General features: G+C 43.4%; 21 protein-coding genes. 20 read left to right on the top strand and 1 reads right to left on the bottom strand.

Features of this window, described 5'->3' with window-relative positions; genetic code table 11:
• The first annotated feature begins 27 nt into the window (after window positions 1–27).
• Complete coding sequence (locus DWZ44_RS03790; protein ID WP_117500089.1) at window positions 28–711, top strand: ABC transporter ATP-binding protein; 684 nt, start codon at window positions 28–30, stop codon at window positions 709–711.
• A complete protein-coding gene (locus tag DWZ44_RS03785) occupies window positions 708–3,047 on the top strand; it encodes an FtsX-like permease family protein (protein WP_117804245.1) in 2,340 nt (779 codons plus the stop codon). Before DWZ44_RS03790 ends, DWZ44_RS03785 begins: the two co-directional genes overlap by 4 nt.
• A 141-nt stretch (window positions 3,048–3,188) precedes the next feature.
• On the opposite strand, the gene DWZ44_RS03780 is transcribed toward DWZ44_RS03785, so the two are convergent.
• Window positions 3,189–3,431: a hypothetical protein gene (locus tag DWZ44_RS03780; protein ID WP_034972320.1), complete on the bottom strand. Its 243-nt coding sequence runs from the start codon at window positions 3,429–3,431 to the stop codon at window positions 3,189–3,191.
• Between the two features lie 218 nt (window positions 3,432–3,649).
• Here DWZ44_RS03780 and DWZ44_RS03770 point away from each other — a divergent pair, with 218 nt between their 5' ends.
• The 18 genes from DWZ44_RS03770 to DWZ44_RS03670 all read left to right on the top strand — a co-directional run bounded on the left by DWZ44_RS03770 (window position 3,650) and on the right by DWZ44_RS03670 (window position 23,283).
• Window positions 3,650–4,063: a sigma-70 family RNA polymerase sigma factor gene (locus DWZ44_RS03770; protein WP_117500091.1), complete on the top strand. Its 414-nt coding sequence runs from the start codon at window positions 3,650–3,652 to the stop codon at window positions 4,061–4,063.
• Between the two features lie 123 nt (window positions 4,064–4,186).
• Window positions 4,187–4,363 (top strand): DNA-binding protein, encoded by a 177-nt coding sequence (locus tag DWZ44_RS03765; protein ID WP_117500092.1) that lies wholly within the window; start codon window positions 4,187–4,189, stop codon window positions 4,361–4,363.
• 61 nt (window positions 4,364–4,424) lie between these two features.
• Window positions 4,425–5,108, top strand: a complete 684-nt coding sequence (locus DWZ44_RS03760; protein ID WP_117500093.1) for a response regulator transcription factor — start codon at window positions 4,425–4,427, stop codon at window positions 5,106–5,108.
• Entirely contained in the window at window positions 5,105–6,136 is a 1,032-nt protein-coding gene (locus DWZ44_RS03755) for a sensor histidine kinase (RefSeq protein WP_117500094.1), read from the top strand. The genes DWZ44_RS03760 and DWZ44_RS03755 overlap by 4 nt, the downstream gene beginning before the upstream one ends.
• Before the next feature lie 143 nt (window positions 6,137–6,279).
• Window positions 6,280–6,945, top strand: a complete 666-nt coding sequence (locus tag DWZ44_RS03750; RefSeq protein WP_040342337.1) for an ABC transporter ATP-binding protein — start codon at window positions 6,280–6,282, stop codon at window positions 6,943–6,945.
• Window positions 6,946–6,961: 16 nt separating this feature from the next.
• The gene (locus DWZ44_RS03745; RefSeq protein WP_117500095.1) at window positions 6,962–9,595 is read left to right on the top strand and encodes an ABC transporter permease; all 2,634 of its coding nucleotides are present in this window, start codon (window positions 6,962–6,964) and stop codon (window positions 9,593–9,595) included.
• Between the two features lie 637 nt (window positions 9,596–10,232).
• On the top strand, window positions 10,233–10,646 hold the full coding sequence (locus tag DWZ44_RS03730; RefSeq protein ID WP_117500098.1) for a sigma factor-like helix-turn-helix DNA-binding protein: 414 nt from the start codon (window positions 10,233–10,235) through the stop codon (window positions 10,644–10,646).
• A gap of 498 nt (window positions 10,647–11,144) precedes the next feature.
• Complete coding sequence (locus DWZ44_RS03720; RefSeq protein WP_117804244.1) at window positions 11,145–11,495, top strand: type II toxin-antitoxin system PemK/MazF family toxin; 351 nt, start codon at window positions 11,145–11,147, stop codon at window positions 11,493–11,495.
• 79 nt (window positions 11,496–11,574) lie between these two features.
• Entirely contained in the window at window positions 11,575–11,736 is a 162-nt protein-coding gene (locus DWZ44_RS18370) for a hypothetical protein (protein WP_004797315.1), read from the top strand.
• A gap of 106 nt (window positions 11,737–11,842) precedes the next feature.
• Window positions 11,843–13,489: a recombinase family protein gene (locus DWZ44_RS03715; RefSeq protein ID WP_243002022.1), complete on the top strand. Its 1,647-nt coding sequence runs from the start codon at window positions 11,843–11,845 to the stop codon at window positions 13,487–13,489.
• A gap of 235 nt (window positions 13,490–13,724) precedes the next feature.
• Window positions 13,725–14,414, top strand: a complete 690-nt coding sequence (locus tag DWZ44_RS03705; RefSeq protein WP_055181289.1) for a response regulator transcription factor — start codon at window positions 13,725–13,727, stop codon at window positions 14,412–14,414.
• Window positions 14,390–15,655 carry a sensor histidine kinase gene (locus DWZ44_RS03700; RefSeq protein WP_117804243.1) on the top strand — a complete coding sequence of 422 codons (1,266 nt, stop codon included), beginning with the start codon at window positions 14,390–14,392 and terminating at the stop codon, window positions 15,653–15,655. Before DWZ44_RS03705 ends, DWZ44_RS03700 begins: the two co-directional genes overlap by 25 nt.
• Window positions 15,656–15,832: 177 nt before the next feature.
• Complete coding sequence (locus DWZ44_RS03695; RefSeq protein ID WP_015520995.1) at window positions 15,833–16,507, top strand: ABC transporter ATP-binding protein; 675 nt, start codon at window positions 15,833–15,835, stop codon at window positions 16,505–16,507.
• The gene (locus DWZ44_RS03690) at window positions 16,504–18,948 is read left to right on the top strand and encodes an ABC transporter permease (RefSeq protein WP_117804242.1); all 2,445 of its coding nucleotides are present in this window, start codon (window positions 16,504–16,506) and stop codon (window positions 18,946–18,948) included. The genes DWZ44_RS03695 and DWZ44_RS03690 overlap by 4 nt, the downstream gene beginning before the upstream one ends.
• Window positions 18,949–19,356: 408 nt before the next feature.
• Window positions 19,357–20,394 carry a helix-turn-helix domain-containing protein gene (locus DWZ44_RS03685; RefSeq protein WP_117804241.1) on the top strand — a complete coding sequence of 346 codons (1,038 nt, stop codon included), beginning with the start codon at window positions 19,357–19,359 and terminating at the stop codon, window positions 20,392–20,394.
• 176 nt (window positions 20,395–20,570) lie between these two features.
• Window positions 20,571–20,642, top strand: coding sequence for a hypothetical protein (locus DWZ44_RS03680; protein WP_279220571.1), 72 nt, complete (start codon window positions 20,571–20,573; stop codon window positions 20,640–20,642).
• Between the two features lie 51 nt (window positions 20,643–20,693).
• On the top strand, window positions 20,694–21,893 hold the full coding sequence (locus tag DWZ44_RS03675; RefSeq protein ID WP_330411355.1) for an ROK family transcriptional regulator: 1,200 nt from the start codon (window positions 20,694–20,696) through the stop codon (window positions 21,891–21,893).
• Between the two features lie 361 nt (window positions 21,894–22,254).
• Window positions 22,255–23,283 (top strand): zinc-dependent alcohol dehydrogenase, encoded by a 1,029-nt coding sequence (locus DWZ44_RS03670; protein WP_117804239.1) that lies wholly within the window; start codon window positions 22,255–22,257, stop codon window positions 23,281–23,283.
• Window positions 23,284–23,286 lie beyond the last annotated feature (3 nt).

Raw genomic sequence — 23,286 nt, 5'->3', positions numbered from 1 at the left:
TGATGTGACCATAAGGAGGTACTGCGTATGAATATTCTTGAAGTACAGGACTTGTGCAAAACCTATGGAAAAGGTGAAGCAGCGGTTCAAGCGTTGCGTCATGCAACATTTTCGGTTCGCAAAGGTGAATTTATTGCCATTATTGGTGAATCTGGCTCCGGCAAAAGTACGTTGCTGAATGTTGTGGGTGCTCTGGACAAAGCCACTTCCGGCAAGGTCTGGATCGACGGTCAGGATATTTTCTCAATGCCGGAGAAAAAACTGACCGTGTTCCGGCGGCAACACATCGGTTTTATCTTTCAGTCATTTAATCTGATCCCGGAACTGAATGTAGAACAGAACATCACTTTTCCGTTGCTGCTTGACTACAAGCGGCCAGACCAGAGGTTTGTCAACGAGCTGCTGAATGTTTTGGGACTGACCGAACGCCGTCATCATCTTCCCAGTCAGCTCTCCGGTGGCCAGCAACAGCGTGTCGCTATCGGCAGGGCTTTGGTTACACGACCTGCACTGATTTTGGCGGACGAGCCGACCGGCAATCTGGACAGTAAAAATAGTCAGGAAGTCTTGGCTCTCCTGCAAACCATGTCGGCCAAGTACCAGCAAACCATTTTGATGATTACCCACAACAAAAATCATGCAAGTGCGGCAGACCGCATTTTCAATATGTCTGATGGTGTGCTGAAGGAGTTGGGGGCGAGCCGGAAATGAAACACTACCTCGACTTGGTTTCTATCTCCAACAAGGTTCACCGCAGGCAAAGCCGCATGACACGCATTTGCATTGTGCTGGCGGTTTTCCTGGTTGCAGTCATGTTTGGACTGGCCGATATGTATTTGAAAAGCATGACGGATGAAACCCGGCATCAAACTGGAGATTGGCATTGTAAAATCACAGCTATTGACGAAAAAACATCCGAATATATTGCTGCCCGCCCTGAAATAGACTTGTCTGGCTGGCAAGGCAACATTCCCGCAGAAATCGGCTGCACAGTGGCAGATCAGCCCGTTTCTGTTGCAGGGATGGACGAGACAATATTTTCTGAAATTTATTTAGGTTCTGTCCTTTCAGGTGAGTTCCCTGAGATAGCTGGACAGGTAGCTGTTTCATCTACATTAGCACAAACAGCAGGAATTTCGTTGGGAGATACTCTTGCTTTGAACTCTCCTGATGGGAGTACAATGCAACTGGCGATTACGGGAATTATGGATGATGATGCCGCCAATATGATCTCGGGAAGTGCCAGTGCAATCCTTTTGACACCTGAAGGGCTGTCAAGCATTCAAACTGCGGATCTAAGCGGCAACTGGCAGTATGTCGTTCGGTTCTCGCTGCTCACTAATGTTGGTTCCAGCATTGCTGATATTCAGCAGCAAAACGGCATATCTGATGCACAAATCACCCAAAATGAAGAACTGCTCAGTATGCTCGGGCAGCTACCGGGTTCCAATATGTCGCAGATATACACAATGGCATTTCTGCTTTCTTTGGTGGTAATGGGAACTTGTGTTATGATGATTTCCAGTAGTTTGAATAGTAATGTCAGCCAGCGCATGGAGTTTTTCGGTTTACTGCGCTGTTTGGGAGCCACTCGTCGCCAAGTATTGCGCTTTGTGCGCCGTGAGGCTTTACAGTGGTGCATTACCGCCATACCCATTGGTATCGGGTTAAGTATCGTGGTGGTTTGGGGACTGTGTGCAGTCATGCGGCAGCTCAGCACTGTATGGTTTGGTTATATGCCTATCTTTGGCATTAGCTGGCTAAGCATTGGTGTGAGCATTGTATTGGGACTTATTACCGTTCTATTGGCGGCTCGGACCCCCGCAAAAATGGCAGCAAAGGTTTCCCCATTGGAGGCTGTCACAGGCAATACACAGCAGGAATCCTCGTTCCGCCATGCGGCAAACACTCGGCGGTGGCATGTAGAGGTAGCACTTGGTATCCATCATGCCAAGGCCAAACGGCGCAGCTATATTCTGATGACAAGTGCATTTGCAATCTGCATCACCTTGTTTTTAGGGTTCTGTACGCTGGTTCCCTTTATGGAAAACGCATTTATGCCGAAAGAATGGTCGCCCGAGCTTTCCATTGTCAGTGACACAAATACTTGTTCCATTCCGGCGGATCGAAGGGATGCCGTAGTACAAAATTCCGCTGTTAGTCGAGTGTTTGGCAGAATGTTTGCTTATGATGTTCCTGCCCAAATTAGCGGCGCAATCCATAACAGCAATCTAATCTCCTATGAAGAAAATCAGTTCCGCTGGGCGCAAGATCAACTAATTGCAGGTTCTATAGATACTGTAACGAACACGCCGGGACAGGTCTTGTTTGTGGCAAACGCAGGAACAGAAGTGCAGGTGGGAGATACCATTACACTGACAATAAACGGGAAGGATCAAACAGTTACTGTAGGGGGTGTTTTGTCTGACAGCCTATTGGCTCGTGCAGAGAGAACGGAAACACTGATCTGCTCCGAGGAAACTTTTTCGCAGCTGACGGGTGAGACTGGGTATACTATCCTGGATGTCCAGTTCCGCTTTGGTTCTGATGAAGAAGATGTTGCCGAGGTTGAAGCATTGTTCGGTGAAGGAGTCACTTTCACTGATGTCTTAATCCAAGCACAGCAACAACGTGGCCTTTATTATGCTTTTGCAACATTGGTATATGGTTTCCTGTCAATCATTGTAGCCATTACGATTTTCCATATTATGAATACCATCAGCATGGGAGTTTCCGCCCGAACTCGTCAATATGGAGTAATGCGTGCCATTGGCATGAGTAATCAACAGCTTACACGCATGATTTCTGCGGAAGCTGTCTCGTATGCCATAAGTGGTGTCATATTGGGATGTATTTTCGGATTGCTGTTTCATTGGTTCCTGTACTCCAGCCTTATCACTCGCACATTCGGAAATCCCTGGAGTGTTCCGTGGCTGGAATTGTGCTTGATCATAGGCGTGATTCTCGCAACCACGGCGCTGGCTGTACGAGGCCCAGCAAGAAGATTACACGCTATGTCGATTGTGGAAAATATCAGCTCGCAATAAAATTATATGGCATACGGCCAATAGGCTAAATACTCATGTGGATTTGAGAGGTTGTCCCTCCGAGAAGATCGGTGTGGGCAACCTTTTTATTTATCTTACAGATAAGTAAGATGGAAGTCATTTGGAAGTAAGATTGATTCCTTAAAATCGAAACAAATAAAGATTTCCTGCCGGACGACGGCAAAAGAAAAAAAGCCGTCGTAGAGCAGACAATTTGACACGCCCATTTGAAACGGCGGCTTTGATTTTCAGAGCCGCCGTTTCTTTGCGTTTACACAATCCTATGACGACTTGCAGGGACACGGTAGCCGATTGGAGGTTATTTTGCCGTGTCTCGTTTGCTTTTTCAAAGCTCACATGATCTACATCAGTTAAAAAAAGCATTGCTCCTCCTCCGGGCAAGTATAACATTGCATCGGCATTATCGTTCCATGTAATTCAGTATAATAATGACTGTTCTTGGCGCGCCAGTTTTCCCTCACGGAAATCTGGCGTTTTTTGTTGCCATTTTTTCGGAGATGACCCGGTTGTCTGCCGGTGTCGGTCTCCGCCTCCATTCGATTCACCCGTCAATCACCTGTGAATCGAAATGGAGGTACATAATGAAGAAAATTAACCTTCGGGAACTTTATCCTAATGTTTATACAACAGACTTTTTTGTAGATGTGACAGAGGAAGTAATGGAGACTATTCGAGCAGCTGAACGTGCGGAAGCTGCGTATGAGCGAAAGATGTATCGCTATAAGGCGTACTACTCCCTGGACTGCGACAACGGCATTGAAAATGCGATTCTGATGAAGCCCCAGACACCGGAAATGCTTTTGGAGGAAAAGCAGCTGCGGGAGCAGCTCTATGCTGCTGTGATGGCTCTGCCAGAGAAGCAGGCCAAGCGGATCTATGCCCGGTATTATCTGGGTATGCGTGTGAGTGAGATCGCCACAGCGGAGGGCGTAGACCAAAGCCGTGTCCGTGATAGTATCCGGCGTGGTCTGAAGCAACTAGCAAAGTATTTTTAGGATAGAACTACAAATGGGGCGCAAGGTCTCAAAATGCTTCTGGCACAGGGCCTTGCGCCCTATTTGCACGCTTGTATTCTTCGAGCAAAGGAAATATAATAAACCATATTGGAGGGAAACTATATGGATTATATGACGCTGAAAGAAGCAAGTGAAAAATGGGGTGTTACCCCAAGGCAGATCAATTATCTGTGTACCGGTGGGCGTATCCCCGGCGCTGTAAAGATGGCTACCATTTGGATGATTCCCAAGGATGCAGAGAAACCGGCAGACCGCCGTTTCAAAAATACAAAAAAATAATCCTCTCGTGAGGTTTCTGTGACATTTGGATGCTACACTAAGAATGAAGGAGTGTGATACAATGCGAATTTTAGTAGTCGAGGATGACCGACTTTTGAATAATACCTTGTGCTATAATCTGGATACTGCGGGCTATGCCGTGGACTCTGCATTGACAAAATCAGCAGCCAGCAACTTTCTGACCAAGCAGGACTATGACCTGATCGTGCTGGATGTAAACCTGCCGGATGGGAATGGCTTTGATTTCTGCCGTGAGGTAAAGGAGCGTCGGCCGGATACGGCGGTGATCTTCCTGACCGCAAACGATATGGAAAGTGATATGCTCAAAGGATATGAGCTGGGCGCGGAGGACTATGTGACCAAGCCATTTCCTATGAGCGTCTTTCAAAAAAAGCTGTCCGTGGTGCTGGGGCGGTTGGCGAAACAGTCTGGAGGCGATTGCTATGAGGATGGTGCGCTGTCCATCAATTTCTCGGAGATGACTGCTTCCCTGTCCGGTAAGCCGTTGGTGTTCACTCCGTTGGAATACCGGCTGTTGAAAATACTGACCAAAAATCCGCAGAATGTTTTGACCAGGCAGGTGCTGCTTGAAAAGCTGTGGGATGCCGATGGAAACTTTGTGGATGAACACGCCCTGACTGCGGCCATCAGCCGGGTGCGGAACAAAATTGAAACAGAGGGATGCCAGTACATCAAGACGGTGTACGGCATGGGCTATATGTGGATCGGAGGGGCATCGAAATGAATATGCGAAAACTCTCCATCAACAAAGCCTGTATCCTTTTGGGAACGCTTTTGCTGCTGGCGGTTGGTGCAGTCTGCGCCGCTGTTTATCTGCTGACCCAGAATATAACCGCTGTCCGGTGTGTGTTCCTGTTCAGTCTCTTTGTACTGCTCTGCGTTATCTTCTTTGTGGCTCTGATCCGCCGGAAGCTGGTTCGGTTCTCCGATGCCTTTTGTGGTCAGATGGATGATATGCTCTCCGAAAATATGCAGCCGAAGCAGACAACCTGCGAAGAAAGCCTGTTCTACAAAATCAACTATCGGCTGGGGCGGCTGTACGAGGTCATGCAGGAAAATAAAAACAGCATCGCAAAGGAACGGACTGACCTACAAGAGCTGATCTCTGACATCTCTCATCAGGTCAAGACCCCGATTGCCAACTTGAAAATGATCAACAACACGCTGCTTGAAAATGAGGTTCCTCCGCAGAAGCAAAAGGAATTTCTGACAGCCCAGGCCAGCCAGCTTGATAAGCTGGGCTTCCTCATGCAAGCCATGATTAAAACCTCCCGACTGGAAACGGGAGTCATTTCGCTGGAGCAGAGACAGCAACCGGTTTACGATACCCTTGCCGCTGCCCTAGGCGGGATTTTGCTCAATGCCGAAAAGAAAAAGATAGATGTGCAGGTGGAATGCCCGGAGCATTTGGATGCACGCCATGATAGAAAATGGACAAGCGAAGCCCTGTTCAACATTCTGGATAATGCTGTGAAATACACCCCGGCAGGCGGGCAGATCCGTGTGTCGGTGGAAGGCTGGGAAATGTATGTGAAGATCGACATTGCCGATACCGGCATCGGCATTTCAGAGCAGCACCAGGGGACGATTTTCAAGCGGTTTTATCGGGAAGATGTGGTGCATGATGTGGACGGTATTGGAATCGGTCTGTATCTGGCCCGTGAGATTGTGACCTTGCAGGGCGGTTATATCCGGGTAGCGTCTGAGGTTGGGAAAGGCTCAACCTTTTCTGTTTTCCTGCTCCGAAAGTAGAGTAAGCACACCCCGAAAATTGAAATGTCACAGATTCGTGACATTTGGGGCTGAATTTAGCGGAAATTTTTTGTGGCTCGTGACATTTCTGTGAGGTTTGGTCGTTACAATGGGTTTATCAAAAAGAAAGGATGGTGTTCTCTATGAGCATTTTGCAAACGACTGAACTGAAAAAATATTATGGTGCAGAGCCGAACATTACCAGAGCCTTGGATGGTGTGACCCTCTCTATTGAAAAAGGAGAATTTGTAGCTATCGTAGGAACCTCCGGCAGTGGTAAATCCACGCTGCTGAACATGATCGGCGGATTGGATGTGCCCACCTCCGGCCAGGTGGTCGTGGATGGCAAGGAGCTGTCCAAACTCAAAGACGAGGAACTGACCGTTTTCCGCAGAAGAAAGATCGGCTTTATCTTCCAGAATTACAATCTGGTACCGGTGCTGAATGTCTTTGAAAATATTGTGTTGCCTGTGGAGCTGGACGGAAACAAGGTAGACAAGAAGTTTATGAACGAAGTAGTGCAGATGCTGGGGCTTGAGGATAAGCTGAACAATATGCCCAATAACCTCTCCGGCGGCCAGCAGCAGCGCGTAGCCATTGCCCGCGCCTTGGTGTCAAAGCCCGCTATTGTCTTGGCTGATGAACCCACCGGCAACCTGGACAGCAAGACCAGCGCCGATGTGCTGGGGCTTCTGAAAACTACCAGCCAGAAATTCCACCAGACCCTCGTAATGATTACCCATAACAGTGAGATCGCCCAGCTTGCCGACCGCATTATTCGGATCGAGGATGGTAAGATCGTGCAGTAAAGGGGGGGGCGGGACTATGAATGACATTCTATTTGGCAACAATAATTCCAAAGTAATTACCAAGCTATCCAAACGCTATTTCAAGAAGAATAAGGTACGCAATCTGGCTGCACTGCTGGCAATTATCCTGACTGCTTTCCTGTTTACCTCTATCACTTCCCTGGCGTTCAATATGGCGTCCTCCATCCAACTCTCTCTGCAAATGCAGAAAGGCAGCAAGGCGGATGGCACTTTGGGGTATATGACGGAGAAACAGTACGAGCAGCTTGTAAACAGCGATTTTGTGGACCAGGCAGGACACCGGCGTATCATTGGCTATGCAAGCAACACTTCCAGCCATTCCATTGAAATCAATTATGAAGATAGTGTGCAGCAGGAACTGACCTTCTGTGTGCCTACCCACGGAGCTGCACCGGAGAAAGCGAATGAGATCGCCACTACGGATTTGGCGCTGAAGGCGCTGGGTGTAGAACCTGAGATCGGCGCAGAGGTTCCGTTAGAATTTGAACTGCGGGGGAAAACTTATCATTACGATATGGTGCTTTCCGGCTGGTGGGAAGCAAGCAATGACTCTGTGAGCGTTGCGACTGTTTCAGAGCAGTTTATAAAAGAAAATCCCGATGTGGTTCAGAACACTTATGCGGTAGACCATGTAATGTCCGGCGTTACTTTTTCCGATGTCGTGCTGAAGAATAAAGCAAATGTTCAGCAGCAGTTGAATGAGTTCGTTTACTCCATTGGCGGCAATCCAGAGGATATGGGCGCAGACAATTTCATTCTCGCCTCCGAAAATCAAATGTCCCAGGGATTGACTTCATCAGAGTCCATCGTGCCTGCTGTTGTATTTATCCTGATGTTTGTCGTGTGCGGATACCTGCTGATCTACAATATCTTTGATATTTCCGTGATGCAGGATGTTCGTCAATACGGTCTGCTGCGGACGATTGGAACTTCCACACGGCAGATCAAGAGCATTGTGAACCGTCAGGCGGTCTGGCTCACGCTGATCGGACTGCCTATTGGTCTGATTGCCGGTTTCTTTGCCGGTTGGGTGCTGCTTCCTATCGTGACAGAGATCATTAACCTTGAATACTCTATGGTGGGTACATCCGTATCGACCTCGCCCCTGATCTTTGTTATTGCCGCTCTCTTTACAATTTTGACCGTGCTTATCAGCACCCGGAAGCCTGCAAAAAAGGCGGCAAAGATTTCTCCTCTGGAGGCGATCCGCTACACCGAGCAGAACGCCTATAAAAAGAGCAGTGCCAAGCGTACCAATAGAGTAAAGCTGTCCCGCATGGCCTTTTCCAACCTGGGGCGCAATCGTCGGCGTTCAGCGTTTATCATTATTTCCCTGCTTCTGTGCATCGTCCTGTTTAACTCTATCATCATTGTGACGCAAAGCCTTGATGAAGAAAAGTGGGTAAACCGTGTTACCAGAACAGATTTTAATGTCTATAACTCCGCCGCATTTAATGTAATGGAGGGCGTTCAGCACCATGAAGATACGCTCTCACAACAGGCAGTGGATCTGATTGCCGGACAGCCCGGAGTTGAGGATGAACGCTATCTTTACCGAAATACAAAGGACGATAGAAATGTGCTGGTTGACTATGGGTTTGAAGATTTAAGCGGTATAGAGCTATTCCATGAGGAAGAAGGCGTTGTAAATCAAAGCTATCAGGGATATAGCCTGTACACAAGTTCTGATACCGAAAGGCGCTATTTTGGTAATGTGATGGGAGCCTCCGAGAATTTCTGGGCGGATATGCGTATTTTTGAAGGCGAAAAAGATGCCGAAACCTTAACGCAGAAAATGGCTACCGGAGAATATGTCATTATTGGTTGCCCCATCGACAAATTGACAGAGGAACCAAATAACACTCCGCTGACCGATCAGTTACAGGTCGGGGAGAGCATTTCCTTCTACAAGGATGGGGAACTGGTCAAAACCAGCACCATCCTTGCAAAAGCGATTCTCGTGGGAACAGAAACAGAAACGCCCACAGGCACTACCGCTCAGGCACACATCGCCGGTGATGCTCCTTTTGTATATCTGCCGGACACTGTATTCAAGGAAATCTATGACGCTCCCACGCTTCTGACTTATGGATTCAATGTGGAGGAAGCCTTGCAGCCGCAGATGGAAGAATTCTTGAGCAGCTATGTGAGCGAAAATACTTCGGTTGCCTATACTTCCACCAAGCTGTTGAAAGAGCAACTTGATTCGGTCCGCAGCATGATTCTGGTTATCGGCGGTTTGATTGGCTGCATCATGGCCTTTGCGGGACTGATCAACTTTACCAACATGATTATTACCAACATCATCACCCGCCGCCATGAGTTCGCTACCATGCAAAGCATCGGTATGACCGGCAAGCAGCTTCGCCGCCTGATGGTCTATGAGGGCATCTATTATGCCGCCGGCGCAGACATTATTGGCGGAGCAGCCGCAGCGGTCCTGGCAGTCACGGTGCTAAAGAGCGCATTAAATGGCCCCTCCATGTGGTTCTTTACCCTGAACATTACATTGGTTCCTGTTCTGGTCATTGGTGTGCTTTATCTGCTGCTGGCTGCGGTCATTCCGCTGATTGTTCTCCACTTCTTTAACAAGGGAACTGTGGTGGAACGGCTGAGGACTTCGGAGTAACGGCAGAGATTGCTACAATAAATAATCATAAACCTATTGAAAGCCGGGAGGAGGCATTTCCTCTCGGCTTTCCTCAAAAAAATTGAAATCTCACAGATTGGTGAGATTTCAGCTTGTTATTTTGTCGAAATGGCGTATGCCCGTGACATTTCTGTGAGGATTGCCTGTTAAAATAAAAGAAAAGTGAAAAAGTTGCCGCACGATGGCAAAAGAAAAAAAGCCATCGTACAGCGACTATATTGTTATGCACTTTGCAACGGTGGCTTTGAAAAAATCAGAGCCGCCGTTTCCTTTCGTCTATCTAAAATGAACGACGACCCTACACCCTGCAATCTGGTACGGCGGCACATAGGAGGATGCCGCCATGTCAATTTTCGTCATTCACAATAGCCATGAGTTACACCAGCTAAAAAAAGTCTTGCCCCTCCTCCGGGGGAGTATGACTATCTATCAGTATTATCGTTCCATCTAAATCAGCAGAATAGTAGGTATTTTTGTCGCGCCAATTTCCCATTACGGGGAGTTGGCGTTTTTTGCTTTCGATTTTTCGGGAAGGCGTCCGAAGTATGTCGCTGCCGATCCCCGCCTCCTTTCGATTCACTCGTCAACCGCCCGTGAATCGAAATGGAGGTACATAATGAAGAAAGTCAATCTTAGGGACTTATATCCCGATGTTTATAAAAACGATCATTTTGTAGAAGTAACAGAAGATGTGCTGGAGACGATCCGTGCCGCTGAGCGTGCAGAAGCTGCTTATGACCGGAGGATGTATCGCTATAAAGCGCATTACTCTCTGGACTGTGATAACGGCATTGAAAATGCGATCCTGATGAAGCCCCAGACGCCGGAAATGCTCCTGGAGGAAAAGCAGCTGCGGGAGCAGCTCTACGCCGCAGTGATGGCTCTGCCGGAGAAGCAGGCCAAGCGGATCTATGCTCGGTATTACCTGGGTATGCGTGTGAGCGAGATAGCAGTAGCGGAGGATGTAGACCCAAGCCGTGTCCGTGACAGCATCCGGCGTGGTCTGAAGCAGCTGGCAAAGTATTTTTGAAAAAGTTTCGTTTGGTGCGCTCGTTTTTTGCTCTTTTTGTCAGAGTTAATAAGAAGGACAAGTTTTCCCCCTTCAACAGCACTTTGACAATTTCATAGACAGCATAACAGGTACATAACCCGTGTACGAGCGAGTGTGGAACGCCGCGAAGATAGAGCAGTCAGGGAGGTGATGAACAAAGCTGCTTTGGAGCGATCTACGATTCCACAAAACGGATGGTGGCAGATTCGGCGCGAGGACTGCACGGGGGCTTAAAGATACTTCCTCACGGCCTCCTAAAGACTTGGGGGGAACCCTGCGGCGCACGAGTAAAACGACGCTGCGGAGTTATGACAACCGCGCCAGCGGAGACCTGCTATGTTCCCAGCGTTAGGGGGCGTGGCAAATATGACGAGTAATCCGAACAGAATAACAGTAGCCGCACCAGGTTTTTATCCGAAGATTTTTTTCAGACTGGTGCGGCTGTTTAAGTATTAAGATATTAAGGAGGCGAGAGTGATGTTTGAAAAATTCCATCGAGGTGACATATATTCGGCTGATTTAAGTCCTGGTATTGGCTCCGAACAAAGTGGCTCTCGTCCTGTACTCATTCTTCAAAACAATGTGGGAAATTGTTTCAGTCCTACGATTATTATTGCAGCAATTACCAGTGTAAGTAAAAAATGCAGAAAATTCCCCACGCATTACCACTTAAACGACAGATGCGGTTTGATGAAACCATCTGTTGTTATGCTGGAACAGATCAGAACAATCGACAAGTCGAGGTTAAAAAACTATATTGGTCATCTAAACAAGGATGACATGGAAAACATAAACAAGACGCTCTTGTGTAGTCTGGGGATTACATAAAAGTGCCGAAAGGCCGTATCATTTTCAGGCTGTGCAAGTAGAGTTATAATTTCGTTAGGAATTGCGGAGGTGATTCTGAATGGAGAATATCCAGAATAAAAGCGCATTGATTCCTTCAGATGAAATCCGGTCAGAAGAACTTCTGGCGGAACAAAAATTTGAAGCGTTTATCACTTCGCTGGCACATATTATCGAGAAATATGGTATGAGAGTGCTGGGCGAGGTTGACGGAGCTGCGTGAGAATCGCAGCTTTACATAGGATATTTTCCAAAAGTAAATTTTGGAGGTATGAATTATGAACTGATATGGAAAACGCTGTGTTTTGTATCCGAGGGTCAGCACAGAGATGCAAGTGGACGGATACAGCCTGGAAGGTCAAAAAAATATGCTGACACGATTTGCGGATCGTGAGGAAATGATCGTTGTTGATACTTATGAAGATGCCGGTAAATCCGGTAAATCCATTGAGGGACGACCTGCCTTTCAAAAAATGCTCAGAGATATTGAGGATGGCTTGGACATTGACTATATTTTAGTGTATAAGCTGTCACGGTTTGGCCGTAATGCAGCAGATATACTTAACTCTTTGGAGTTGGTTCAATCTTATGGTGTAAATCTGATTTGCATAGAAGAAGGGATTGATTCCTCTCAGACAAGCGGAAAACTTTTGATTTCTGTACTATCTGCTGTGGCTGAGATTGAGCGTGAGAATATTATCGAGCAGACGATGAACGGGCGGCGCGAAAAGGCACGGCAGGGTGGATGGAATGGTGGCTTTGCTCCCTACGGATATACACTGGAAGATAACAAGCTGATGATTGAAGAAACAGAGGCTGTGGCAATACGGAAGATTTTTGAATTATATACTTCATCGGAAATCGGTTTGGGTGGTATTGCGAATCAGTTGAACTTACAAGGTATACGGAAAATTCCGAGGCAGAATGGCACATTAGAGGATTGGACAGGACATTTTATTAAACTGATATTGGATAACCCGGTTTATTGCGGTAAAATTGCCTATGGACGGAGAACGAAGGAAAAAGTCAAAGGCACAAAAAACGATTACCAGATGAAAAGAAATGACGATTACATTCTGACAGAGGGACAGCATAAAGGAATCGTTAGTGAGGAGGTATGGGAAAAGGCTCATGCCAAGCGTCTTAGAACCGGAGTAAAGCAACCGTCAAAAATTGGGCGGGATCGAGTTCATTTGTTATCAGGTCTGCTGAAATGCCCGGTTTGTGGAAGTCCCATGTATACGAATAAACACGCATGGACAAATAAAGATGGCACTTACAAAGAAATTTACTATTATGTATGTAGTCGGAATAGGATGGTCCGGGGTAAGCATTGTGAATATAAGGCGATGCTGAAAAAGACCGATATTGAACCGATGGTCATTGAGGCAATTCGTGAGATCGTAAGGAATGAGGAATATGCCCAAGCCATTAAAAAACGGATTGGCGTTCAGATTGACACGAAAGCAGTGGATAAAGAACTGGAGGGCTATCAGGCAAAGCTGAAGGAAGTTGATCTGAATAAAACAAGATTGGAACGGGAAATTGACAGTCTCCCTGCTGATGCAAAATACCGGGAACGAAAGCTCCATGATATGACCTTGCGGTTAGATTCCCTATATGATGTCATTGTTGAGCTGGAGGAAAAAATCGAAGATGCCAGACTTCGGCGAGATGCAATTAAGCAGCAGGCAATTACTCTTGAGAATATTTACAAAATCATGGTGAATTTCGACTGCGTTTATAATATAATAAATGACGAAGAAAAGAGAAATGTGGTCACAGCCTTGATTAAGGAAATTGAAATTTACAGGAATGACGAGTCTGAATATCCGCTAAAGCGGATTGGTTTGAATTTTCCGGTGTTCAAGGATGGCGGGGAAGTTACGGAGCTTTTGTGGGACAAAGGGAATACCGTTGAGACGGTTGTTCTTTTGTCCCAACTGAAACAAAAGCCAGATGTATCTCACAGGTAAAGAGAAAATGCGGAATTGAGGTTGGAAAGAATTTGCGCGTTGCAACGAGGAGAATGGACTGCTTGCAGGGCAATTCGACGACTGCCGCGACAGACTTGGAACTTGTTCCAAGTCCTAATTTACCTAAAAATGAAGATAGCAGGCAACCGCAGTGTCCAGAAGATAAAGAGAGTGCAATTGTGGAGGCATTGAGGCATTTTAAGATGAATAGTTAATAAAGAGAGGTGCAGATGCTATGCCAGGTATACTCGTGGTTGAAGATGATGAAAATTTAAATCGTGGAATTACATTTTCACTGAAAAAATCCGGATATGAGGTTTTTTCAGCAGAATCAGTGAAAAAAGCGAAAAGAATTGCAAGTGATCATAATGTGGATGTTACCATTTGTGATGTGAATCTTCCGGATGGGAATGGACTGGAATTTGTAAGGTGGATGAGATGCAATTATAATACATACATTATTTGTCTTACAGCACTAGATCAGGAGATGGATCAGGTCATGGGATATGAAGCAGGGGCAGATGATTATATTACAAAGCCGTTTAGTCTTTCGGTACTTCTTTTGAAAATAGAAGCACATTTCCGCCGCAGACAGGAGAAAACGGAAGCCGGAAAGATGATTTCGGGAGATATCGTATTTATCGCAGGAGAAATGAAAGTCCTGATAAAGAGTCGTGAAATCAGTCTGACAAAAACGGAGTTGAAAATGCTGACTTTTTTTCTTCAGAATCCGAAACAGATTCTTTCAAAAACACAAATATTGGAAAATGTGTTTGATCTGGAAGGGGATTTTGTGGATGAAAATACAATCGCTGTCAATATCAGAAGACTCCGTGAGAAAATCGAAGACAATCCGGCTGCACCGGTCTATATCAAGAATATCAGAGGTCTTGGGTATATATGGAATCAGGAGGTAAGGCAGTGACAAAGAGATATCGCAAGAAGATTACAGTAGTGCTCTCCTTGGTATTACCTGTCATATTATTGTTTGCAATATTAAATTGCTTTACCACGTATGTGTTTTATGAAGATTACAAATATAAAATGAATCTTATGACAGAGATTGCTGCAAAGGAAGAATTTTCCGGGCTGGATGCTGTTTCGGAATTGCTTAAGGATAAGGATATTGAAACCAACGAACAGGGAAAGCGATTATTGGAGCAATATGGATACTGGGGAAATAAAGGGAATGCATTTTATTCGCAATTCCAGCATCAGGTTATGGTGATCGGTGCTGTAAGCACTGTGATATGCGTGTTTTTTTTGACTTTTTTACTTTATTGGAAGAAAAAAGAAGATGCGTGTCATCAGAAAATATTAGACCAGTTGGAAGAAATTCTGATCAGATTCCGTGAAAATAAATTTGATGATTTACTGAAAACGGAAAATTACGCAGAATTGGAAAAATTGAATGACCAGCTTGAAGCAATCGGACATCATATTCAGTTGCTAAAGGAAGAAGCACGGACAGAAAAAGAGAGCACGAAAGAAATGGTTTCTGACATCTCACACCAGTTAAAGACACCGGTTGCAGCTTTGGATATATGTTTTAGTGTGCTGATGCAGAATGACTTAAGTGCCACAGAACAGGAGGAGTTTCGTATCCGTTGTCGGAGTGCTCTGGATGGACTGGAGACATTATTGCAGTCGCTTCTTGAAATATCCAAGATGGAAACTGGACTGATTCAGATGAATAAGAAAAAACTTCCACTTATAGATACTGTCATATCTGCTGTGAATCGTACATATCCAAAAGCGGATGAGAAAGAAATTGAATTCGTTTTTGACTATGAAAAAGAGCTGGAAACATGCACGATTATGCAGGATAAAAGGTGGCTTGGCGAAGCTGTGATCAACGTTCTGGATAATGCGGTCAAGTACAGTCCGGGTGGTTCAAAAATATTTATCCGGTTACAAAAAAGAAACGATCTTGTAAGAATGGAAATTGAGGATCAGGGAATTGGTATTCCGCAGAATGAGTATCACAAAATTTTTCAACGATTTTACAGAGGAAGTTCCAGGGAGGTCATGGAAAAGAGTGGTACAGGAATCGGACTTTTTCTATCGAGAGAAATTATCGAAAAGCACGCAGGTATGATTACGGTAACCTCCGGCAAAAAGAAAAAAGGAAGCACGTTTGTGATTCAATTACCATATGTTAGTTAAATTTTAAATGAGCAGAAATCTTACAATTCTGTAAGACTTCTGCTCGTTTTTGAAAGTGAAATGAAAGATTATCCTGATACAATTTGGATGTAGGTTGAAAAATGACCAAATATATAAACAGACAAAGAAAGCGTGTTGAAAAGGTACGTTTTACAGAATTGAAAAGGAGGTAGCACATTGAGTGTGATATTAGAAACCAAGCAGCTTTGTAAGTTTTATGGCGCAGGTGAGAATCAGGTCAAAGCGGTCAATCAGGTGGACATTCAGATTGAGCAGGGAGAATTTGTCGCAATTGTCGGAAAGTCAGGTTCCGGTAAAAGTACATTACTTCATATGCTTGGAGGGCTAGACACCCCGACAAAAGGCAGTGTTACTTTAGCAGGGAAAGATTTATACAGGATGAAGGAAGATGCCCTTGCTGTTTTCCGCAGAAGAAAAATCGGATTTGTTTTTCAGGCATTTAATCTGGTTTCATCTGTTAATGTCTGGGAAAATATTGTACTGCCACTGGGGCTGGATGGAAGAAAAGTGGATGAAGCGTATGTAAATGATATTATTGCAACTCTGGGGATTGAAAAGAGGATTTACAATTTGCCAAATCAGTTATCCGGAGGACAGCAGCAGAGAGTAGCAATTGCAAGAGCACTGGTGAATCGTCCGGAAATTATATTTGCAGATGAGCCGACAGGAAATCTTGATTCCAAGACCAGTGATGAGGTGATCGCCCTGCTTAAGATGACAGCAAAAAAATATGGGCAGACAATTGTAATGATTACCCATGATGACGAAATTGCACAGGTCGCTGACCGTATTCTGGTGATTGAGGACGGACAGGTGGTGGATTTCAGATGAAGACAATAAGCAGGATTGCATATAGCAATGACAAAAAGAACAAGACAAGAAGTATACTGATTATGATGTCCATATGTCTGACTACGATGCTGCTTGTGATTATCAGTACTGTGGGAAATGGAATGATACGTTTGCAGAAAAGTCAGGCGGCAGGCTCATATGGAAGCAATTATGGTCTGTTTGTCGCAGCAGATGGTACGCAATTAAAAGAAGTGGAACGCAGAGCTGAGATATCTGATATCGGCATCATGTGTACGGAGGGCATCCTGAAAGGAAATGAAAATGGCGGGTTTGTCTGCATGGATGAGACTGCAAGAAAAATGCTTCCCTATAATAAGGAATATGAGTTAAAGGAAGGAAAGTATCCGGAAAAAATGCAGGAAATTGCCGCCGGAAGAGCTTTTTTTCGTGCAATGGGATATGATGATGTAAAGGTCGGAGATACGGTTACACTGGATTACCGTGCAGGGATGCGGTCAGAATATAAGCCGGAAGAGTTTGTTGTCAGCGGAATCCTATATGATCGGGATGAGTATACCATCGAGGCATCTTATGTTGCTTTCGGGTCACAGGAGTTTTATGATGAGCACGTCGCAGAGAATGACAGACAGTATAATATCTATTTTACGTTAAACGATTCTGCAAATGTATCTATGAATAATATTGAACCGGTTATAAAGCAGATTGCAGCATCTTGTGGAATCGAAGAAAAAAACGTTATAGTCAATGATCTCTATTTGCAATGGGTCTTGCAGCCGAGTTATGAAACGATTGCGGTATGTGGAATTCTGATTCTTGCAATTGTACTTTTCTCTGTTGTGGTCATTTATAATATTTTTCAGGTCGGTATTGTCAACAAGATACAGGAGTATGGAAAAATCAAGGCTCTGGGAGCGACAAAAAAGCAGATGAAACAACTGATCTTCAGAGAGGGCATTTTTTTGACCATTTTTTCCATACCAGTTGGATTGCTTCTTGGTTTTCTGATTGCAAAATGCGGTTTTAACTGGCTGGTAGAACAGGGAAACCTTGTATCAACCGGAACTAGCTCTATGGGAGTTCAAAATCAGCAGGTGCCTCTGTTTTCCCTGCCTGTTATGCTTCTCTGTATTTTCGTATCATTTCTTACCGTTGCTTTGGCACTGCGTAAACCAATGAAAATTGTTTCACGGATTTCACCTATCGAAGCAACACGGTATTTAGAAAATGCAGAAACACACAAAAAAGGAAAACGAAATGGCAGAAAAAATGTCACCGTGTTTTCTATGGCAATGGCAAATGTAACGGGTAATCCCAAAAGAACTATTGGTACTATCCTCACAATGGGTTTTTCTTGCGTATTGTTTGTGATTATCTCTAATTATGTGGGAAATATTGACACGGAGCATGAAGCACGTCTTTCCGTTAATCATGGACAATTTGAACTGCAGCTTGACTATTCTGCTGAGTATGATGAAAGATATCCGGAGAATAACCTGGATACGATTCTGACGGATGATCCATTGAATGATTCGCTGATTGAAGAAATCAAAAGCATTCCGGGAGTAACAGATGTCATGACGAGAGAGATTGTCTCTGTAAATCTGAACGGAACAAGATTTCCGGCTGATATTGTGAGTAAAAATGATTTTGATTTTATGCGCCAAGACGGGGACATTGGCTCTATGGACTATGATCAGGCGGTAAAGAATGGTGAAATTTTCTTTGGCTGGTCAACGTGGATGGAACAAGATGGATATGCTCCGGGTGAATCCATTGCATTTGACTTTGAGAATGGAAGTGAAACCTATACCTATCAGGGAAAGATTGCAGGATCCTTTGTAAGCGCGGACACTTATCTTGTCATTCCGGAAGGTGTATATCGTTCCATGAATCCGAGAGGAACAGCCTATGGCTATCTGTGGGTGGACTGTGATAAAAAAGATGTGGCATCTGTAGAACAAAGTCTGAATACTTTGATTTCTAATACTTCGCATATAAAAATGGATAGTTATCATGCGCAGTTACAATCTGCCGAATTTGCAAGCAGCATGATGAAGCTTGGCTGTTATCTGTTTATGGCGGTTGTAGGACTCATCGGGTTTATGAATATGGCGAATACCATGATCATGAATATTACGACAAAAAAGCAGGAATATGGTATATTACAGGCTGTGGGTATGACAAATAAACAATTAAATTTATGCCTGCAGTTACAGGGACTGATTTTTACGGTTGGGACCATATGCGTAGCTTTGATCATTGGTCTGCCGCTCGGCTATGCACTTTTTTTCTATGCAAAACATAATGGAATATTTGGAATGAATATCTATCATGTTCCAATCGTACCAATTTTTATTATGATTTTTTTGGTCGGTCTGTTGCAGATTGTACTTTCCTGCGTTTTAAGCAGTAATCTGAAAAAGGAAACGCTGGTAGAAAGAATAAGATATCAGGGATAGCAAGTAATATGTAATGAATTAGGTCTTAATGAAGAGGAGAAATAGATAACTTCCATTTTGTATGTATGATAAATCTAAACAGTATTTTAGCAACATTTCCTGAGTGGGGACAGAAAGTGCCCCCACTTTCACTATTTGGGGGCGAAAAGCGCCACCATATATCATAAATGATGGGTTCAAGGGGAAAATCCCTTGCTAGAACAGCATTTGGATGGAGACATCTCTAATGCGTATCTAGCCGTCAACCTAAGAAGTATCAAGGCAGCCAAAACAGCAGATTAATTATGCAACATTTCCTAGCGGTTAATTAAATTGAATAGAAATTAAACATTGTTCAATTGAGCAATCTATATGAATCTGATATACTGAGTATACAAAAGCTTTTGAATTTTTTAGGAGATGAAGCAAATGGATATAGGCGTTGTTATAAAAAAATATAGAAAAGAAGCTGGTATGACGCAGGAGGAGATGGCAAACAGATTAGGCGTGACGACACCGGCTGTAAACAAATGGGAGAATAGTAATTCCAAGCCGGATATTGAACTGCTGGCACCAATTGCAAGACTGCTTGATATTTCACTTGATACATTACTTTCTTTTCATGAAAAACTTTCAGATATTGAAATCGAAGAAATTATCAGGAAGATGGACAGGATGTTTTCAGAAGAAGGCTATGAAAAGACTTATGAATGGGCATTGAGATTTATAAAGGAATATCCGAATTGTAACATGCTTATCTGGCAGGTTGCGGTAATGCTTGATGCAAGAAGAATAACGGATAAATGCATGAATCCGGAAAAATATGATAAGCAGATTAACGCATGGTATGAGCTGGCACTACATGATGAGAATGAAGAGATACAGCATCATGCAGCAGATTCCTTATTTGGATTTTATTTACGTAAGAAGAATTACGCCAAGGCAGAAAAATATCTGGACTATTTTTCAGAACACGATCCTATGAAAAGTTATTATCAGGGAAGATTATTCCAGGAGCAGGGAAAAATCAAAGAAGCATATGAGAAATATGAAAATGTTATTTTTTCCGGCTTTAGTACACTTAATTTTGTTCTTTCCACAATGGCGGGACTGGCATTGCGGGAAAATGATATCGGTTATGCGAGATTTTTGTCAGGGAAGGTACAGGCAGTTGCACATACATTGGAAATGGGAAAATATAATGAGCATTCGCCAATGCTTGATATTGTATGTGCAGGGAAAGATGTAGAGGGAACATATAAGGTGGTAAAACATCTTCTTAATAATGTGGGTACTATGTATGATTTTAGAAAGTCCGGTTTATATAAGCATATGAAGTTCAGAGATATTGATGAAGCTATATTAGATGGTGTAAAAGAAAAACTTCTTGAAGGATTCAGAAATGAGGAAGAATTCGGCTACATGGCAGGATATGAACCGTGGGAGAAATTAATTTTTGACAGATAAGTTTTTTGAAAACTGTCGTTTGGTAAAATCTATTCCATTTTTAAAAGCCTTGCGATAAAATATGTTCTGTGAGACGGTAGTTCTTTTGTCCCAACAAAAGCCAGATGACACGATAGAGATCGACTTAGATTTAGAAGTTGGATGCAATCAGTGCTGAGTTGAAAGCTCGTGATCAGATGGAATGGGTCAGATTGGTAAATGGTATTCGTAATATGGCAGAAGAACTTGTGCTAAAAGAATTGGTGTAGATCTAAAGCGTGGAAAACTCCTTCGGGAGCTTTTGGCTGTTTATAAGATAAATTCTGTCGGAGATTTATTATAAAACATTACTTTACAAGAAGAATAAAAAAGCATATAATTCTTTTATAATATATTTAATAAAAGAGGGTAAGAAAACGGAAAATAAAGATAAAAAAAATACAACAAGAAAAAAAATAATTAATTATGTGCTAAACAAGCATGTTACATCCAAGGCGGAAATCGCAAAAGAGTTAAACTTGAGTATGCCGACTGTGTTAGCAAATGTGAATGACTTATTAGAAAAAATGGTGTTGGAAGAAACTGGGGAATATGCTTCGACCGGTGGACGAAAGGCAAAAAGTATAGGGATTAATAAGTCATACTGTCATGCAATGGGAATTTTGATTACAGCGAATCATATAGAAATGGTATTAGTAAATCTTGGAGATGAGATTATAAAAAAAGATCGCATCCGTTTAAAATTTACGGCAGAATTATTCTATTGTACAGAGGTGGCACAAAAGGTCAAAACTTTTCTTGAAGGCGAATTAGCGAAGGACACGCTACTTGGGATTGGGGTGGCGATTCCAGGAATTATTGATCAGAAAGAACGGATCGTTTTAAAATCCCATGCTTTAGGTATAGAGAATTATAGTCTGCGCTTTTTAGAGCAGGCTTTGGAAATTCCAGTATATTTTGAAAACGATGCTAATGCTGCAATGCTTGCAGAAAAAAAGCAAAAATATCCAAATGCGATATATCTGTCTTTGAATCACACCTTAGGAGGTGCATTCTGCATAGATGGAAAGCTGTTTCGCGGGCAGAACCAGAAAGCAGGGGAGTTTGGTCACATGATACTCGTTCCCGGTGGAAGAAAATGTTATTGTGGTAAATCAGGATGTGCAGATGCATATTGTGCAGCAAGTGTACTGACACAAGATAACAGGCAGTCACTGGATGCATTTATGGAAAAAATTGAAAGCGGTGATGAAAAAAATTTGCAGACATGGAATGAGTATTTGGATCATCTTGCTGTTTTGATATCAAATCTGCGGATGGCATATGATATGGATATCATACTAGGAGGCGATGTGGGAGGTGTATTGTCAGATTATATGATACCACTGGGAGAAAAAGTGATGGCATATAATGGCTTTGAGCACGATGTTTCATACTTGAAAAATTGTTCGTATAAGAAAGAAGCGTCAGCTGTTGGAGCCGCGAAATACTTTTTCACAAAACATATGCTAGAATTGTAGTAACTGTTCACAGGTAGGAATTTTCTGAACTGAAAATTCCGTACGGTACAGTTCCCACTGACAGGTTGCAAAGAGAATGCGGATGTCCGCTTTATATGTGTGAAAAACGAGAAGTTATGTAAAATTAAAAAAAGAAATTATAGTAAAAAACGGAAAGAAAACAGTAACTACGGTTTCCTTTCCGTTTTTTTGCGTGTTAATTGTAAAAAATATACAAAAAATATATTTTAAAATTATGAAATATATCAAAATATGAAAAAACATATTGACAAATTGTGTTTACATTGTAATAATATAATTACTTTAATAAAATGTTTTATAAAACATAAAATAAAACAACATAAAAAAGGAGGAAACAATTATGTTACAACAGGTAATGACAAATCCAGGAGAAATTATTTTCAGAGAGGTTCCGGTTCCGGAGGTAAAGGAAAATCAGGTTTTGGTAAAGATTATGAATATTGGTGTTTGCGGATCAGATATTCATGTTTATCATGGAAAACATCCGTTTACAAAATATCCGGTAACACAAGGACATGAGGTTTCCGGTGAGATTACAGAACTTGGAAAAAATGTCACAGAGTTTCATGTGGGACAGAAGGTGACGATAGAGCCGCAGGTATATTGTGGACATTGCTATCCATGTCGTCATGGAAAGTATAATCTCTGTGAGGAATTAAAAGTAATGGGATTTCAGACGACAGGAACAGCATCTGAGTATTTTGCAGTGGATGCATCTAAAGTAACACCTATTCCGGAAGATATGTCCTATGAAGAAGGAGCTATGATCGAACCTCTTGCTGTGGCAGTTCATGGTGTAAAACAGATGGGCGATGTGGCTGGCATGAATATTGCAGTCCTTGGAGCAGGACCGATCGGAAATCTCGTGGCACAGACAGCAAAAGGAATGGGAGCAGCGAAAGTGATGATCACAGATATCAGTGATCTTAGACTGGCGAAGGCAAAAGAATGTGGAATTGATGTGTGTGTGAATACCAAAAATAAAGACTTCGGTGAGGCGATGATCGAAGCATTTGGACCGGATAAGGCAGATGTGATCTACGACTGTGCCGGAAACAATATCACAATGGGACAGGCAATTAAATATGCAAGAAAAGGAAGCACGATCGTACTGGTGGCTGTTTTTGCAGGAATGGCAGAAGTAGATCTTGCAGTGGCAAATGACCACGAACTTGACATTAAGAGCACGATGATGTACCGCCATGATGATTACATAGATGGAATCAGACTGGTAAATGAGGGCAAAGTTCATTTGAAACCGCTCATCTCAAAGACATTTGCTTTTAAAGATTATCTGAAGGCATACCAGTATATTGATGATAACCGCGAGACAACGATGAAAGTAATTATCAACGTCAGTGAAAAGTAAGGA

This window comes from Blautia sp. AF32-4BH, from assembly GCF_003460565.1.
Taxonomy (GTDB): domain Bacteria; phylum Bacillota; class Clostridia; order Lachnospirales; family Lachnospiraceae; genus Fusicatenibacter; species Fusicatenibacter saccharivorans.
The sequence above is the reverse complement of the archived record's forward strand: the minus strand, read 5'-3'. Positions and strand labels throughout refer to the sequence as shown.